The following is a 3,323-nucleotide window of genomic DNA, read 5'->3' on the forward strand; positions in this document are numbered from 1 at the left end:
AGGACTCCTATTTGATTTTTGAAAAAACTCCGTACAACTCGAAAGGGCTGATTCCCTACTCCCTACTCCCTACTCCCTACTCCCTGCCTACGCAAATAAGTTCAAAAATCAAATCGGATTGCTATATTATCATAACTGTTAATGACGCATTACATTTGTGCTAATTGCGTATAAATACTTAAAATAATTTATGCAAGTAGCCTGGTTACTTGCTTAGACTTAGGATTGCTACTCGATACCAAACATCTATGTTGTAAGGGAGGCAAAGGTAATGCAGGTAATCCGTCTGGAAGCACTCTCAGACAACTACATATTCTTGCTACACGACCATAAACAAAATATTGCCGCCGTTGTTGATCCGGCGGAGTCTCTACCAGTATTAGAGAAACTGGCAGAATTAAAAGCTGAATTAGTAGCAATTTTTAATACGCACCACCATAACGATCATGTGGGTGGTAATAAGCAACTAATAGAACAATTCCCCCAACTGATAGTTTATGGAGGAGCGGAGGATCGTGGTAGAATTCCCGGACAACAGGTGTTTTTGCAACAAGGCGATCGCGTCCAGTTTGCAGACCGTATAGCTGAAGTTATCTTCGTTCCCGGACATACCCGCGCTCACATCGTTTACTACTTTCCCCCGGAAAAAGCTGGCGAGACAGGCGACTTATTTTGCGGCGATACCTTATTTTCTGGCGGTTGCGGTCGCTTATTTGAAGGAACACCGAGCCAAATGGTAGACTCTTTAAGCAAATTGCGCTCTCTACCCGATGATACACGCATTTGGTGTGCCCACGAATACACCTTAAAAAATCTGCAATTTGCCCTAACTGTGGATGGCGACAATGCCGATTTACAAAGACGCTTCAATGAAGTAAAAGCTTACCGTAGCCGAGGAGAAGCTACCATCCCCTCGCTGCTGGGGCTGGAGAAGCGAACCAATCCCTTTTTACGTTGGGATCAGCAATCATTACAATCAACTGTTAAGAGTAGCGATGCAGTGCAAACCTTTGCGCGGATACGGGAAATGAGAAATAACTTTTAAGTATGGGCATTGGGCATCCCTTCGGCTTCGCTCAGGGCAAGTGGGCATTGGGCATTGGTTATTCGCCTTGTCTTCCTCATCTCCCTCATCCTCCCCTGCTCCCCCTGCCTCCCCTGCCTCCCCTGCTCCCCCTGCTCCCCCTACTACCTCATCCCCCACTCCCTACTCCCCACTCCCCACTCCCTCATTCATTCAATTTTCTCTAATAGTTGCGATCGCACCCTTCCTTTCGCTAGGATCTGTAAGCTTTAGGGTATGGGCATAGAAGCTTGGAATACACCACTGACATTGTGAGCTATGCTGCCCAAACCCAAATTAATCAGATTTTACAGGAAAAACGAAAAACGATGGCGAAGCGCGTGCAGTTAGTTTTAAATCAGGATATCAGTAAGCTGGGAAAATCTGGCGATTTAGTAGAAGTAGCCCCTGGCTACGCTCGTAATTATCTGATTCCCCAGAAATTGGCAACCAATGCCACTCCTGGTATTCTCAAGCAAGTAGAACGCCGTCGTGAGCAAGAGCGTCAACGGCAATTAGAACTCAGACAACAAGCTCTTGAGCAAAAAGAATCTTTAGAAAAAGTTGGCAGCTTGACAATTGCCAAGTCAGTTGGTGAAAACGAAGCAATTTTCGGTACTATCACCACCCAAGATGTTGTAGATGCAATTAAGGCAGCCACCGGTCAAGAAATCGATCGGCGTGGAATCACCATCCCCGATATTAACCACCTTGGTACTTATCAAGCCGAAATCAAGCTGCATTCGGAAGTAGCGGCACAAGTCGATATTCAAGTCGTCGCTAGCTAAGAGACAGCAGGGGGAGCAGAGGAAGCAGGGGGGGATGAGGGGGATGAGGGGGATGAGGGGGATGAGGGAGCAGGGGTCATAAACAATTCCTAATTCCTAACTTCTGTACAGACGCGATTAATCGCGTCTCTAACAAAATCTCAAAACTAAAATCGTTTATGGCTGAAGCACTGAGTTTTCAAGGCGATGGTAGCGATGCCTACGGCGGTAAACTACGCCTCCCACCACAAAATATTGAGGCTGAAGAAGCGATTTTGGGGGGTATTTTGCTAGATCCAGAAGCGATCAATTGAGTAACGCGAATGCTTTTAAAAAGCTTGAAACGAAGCTAGCAAAAGGCTTAAATGTGAATAATAGTTCAATTGAACTATTATTCAGCCTAGTACCTATATAATATAAACATTGAATGCACGCCGGTGAGTACGGACACACTCAACCGAGACGACTTCTCCTAAATTCGAGTACACCGAAATAGGAGCAATTATCAGTATGCCAAAACCCAGGTACGACGAAGACGAAAACAAGTCACGTCATGCAGCAGTTGACGAGGATTGCTGTGAAGAAATGGCTGAGAAATATAGCTGGCAATTGGTTGATGTCGAAAAGACGGGAGATCCCATTCTTGAGGTCGATTGTGTGTTTGAAGGCAAAACCGAGTTTCCAAAATCCTATTACGACACTCAAAAGGAGCAAGACTAATGCGTAAATGGATCGTCTTCCGTGCTGAAAAGCGTCAACCAGGTTGGGAAGATCGGAAGTATGCTCATACGGGTTCTCTCACAAAAACCCTGTTTGAACACTACGATTGCTCAGACAAAGCACTGCCTGAACCTGGTTATCGCCCACCTGAATTTATTCGAGTCGATCAGTTTGCCGATCCCAGCTATCCAGAGTCAAAAACTCATTATCGTCAGAGTGATTGGGAAGTGGTGAGAGTTGAAGCCTATACGCCTGAAGTTCCTGTTGGCATGGGCTTCGACATGGTTGTGATCTGCTACTGCAAGTACAACCCAATCAACGCACCCCTTAAGCCAATGCCAGAGCGTCAGCCCCTTCGGGGAAGTCAAAAGTCAAAAGTCAAAAGTCAAAAGTAAGAAACCCATAAATAAATTTAGGGGCTTGAGTCAGCGGACGCCGTATTTCTTGCGCTGCGCGTCTCGAAATACATTTTTTATTTTTCCATAAATAAATTTAGGGGCTTGTACCTTTTTCTTTCTGGTCAAGTCTCTGTGGATTCGTTTGGTGGAGATCAACAAGCCTACGAGCAATGGCTAGAGTCCCAAAAGCAAACTGCAAAGGTGTAACAAATAAGCTCGATACCTGCTTAACTGCCGATATCACCTGGGGATTTCATATTGAGAGTTATTAGAAATAAATATTTTGCTTAAGCTTGACCAAATAGTAGCCTATTATCCCAAAAGGGAATCATAGAAAGTAGTCTAATATAGACTTTCCTCAAATTAGCGATACTG

At 45.0% G+C, this 3,323-nt stretch carries 6 protein-coding genes; all 6 read left to right on the forward strand.

All coding sequences use genetic code 11. From position 1 onward, the window contains the following. Positions 1–271 precede the first annotated feature (271 nt). The 6 genes from gloB (at position 272) to LC574_RS32370 (ending at position 2,945) form a co-directional block, all read left to right on the forward strand. On the forward strand, positions 272–1,045 hold the full coding sequence (gene gloB, locus LC574_RS32350; RefSeq protein WP_229457688.1) for a hydroxyacylglutathione hydrolase: 774 nt from the start codon (positions 272–274) through the stop codon (positions 1,043–1,045). Positions 1,046–1,085: 40 nt separating this feature from the next. Beyond that, complete coding sequence (locus LC574_RS32355) at positions 1,086–1,310, forward strand: hypothetical protein (protein ID WP_229457689.1); 225 nt, start codon at positions 1,086–1,088, stop codon at positions 1,308–1,310. Between the two features lie 82 nt (positions 1,311–1,392). Then, positions 1,393–1,851 (forward strand): 50S ribosomal protein L9, encoded by a 459-nt coding sequence (gene rplI / locus LC574_RS32360; RefSeq protein ID WP_229457692.1) that lies wholly within the window; start codon positions 1,393–1,395, stop codon positions 1,849–1,851. A 158-nt stretch (positions 1,852–2,009) separates the two neighbouring features. After that, positions 2,010–2,144, forward strand: a complete 135-nt coding sequence (locus LC574_RS38350) for a DnaB-like helicase N-terminal domain-containing protein (RefSeq protein ID WP_267871748.1) — start codon at positions 2,010–2,012, stop codon at positions 2,142–2,144. A gap of 196 nt (positions 2,145–2,340) precedes the next feature. After that, on the forward strand, positions 2,341–2,550 hold the full coding sequence (locus LC574_RS32365) for a hypothetical protein (RefSeq protein ID WP_229457690.1): 210 nt from the start codon (positions 2,341–2,343) through the stop codon (positions 2,548–2,550). Beyond that, positions 2,550–2,945: a hypothetical protein gene (locus LC574_RS32370; RefSeq protein ID WP_229457691.1), complete on the forward strand. Its 396-nt coding sequence runs from the start codon at positions 2,550–2,552 to the stop codon at positions 2,943–2,945. The genes LC574_RS32365 and LC574_RS32370 overlap by 1 nt, the downstream gene beginning before the upstream one ends. Positions 2,946–3,323 lie beyond the last annotated feature (378 nt).

Origin of the sequence: Nostoc sp. CHAB 5715 (assembly GCF_020829685.1) — a bacterium.
Classification (GTDB): Bacteria; Cyanobacteriota; Cyanobacteriia; order Cyanobacteriales; family Nostocaceae; genus Nostoc.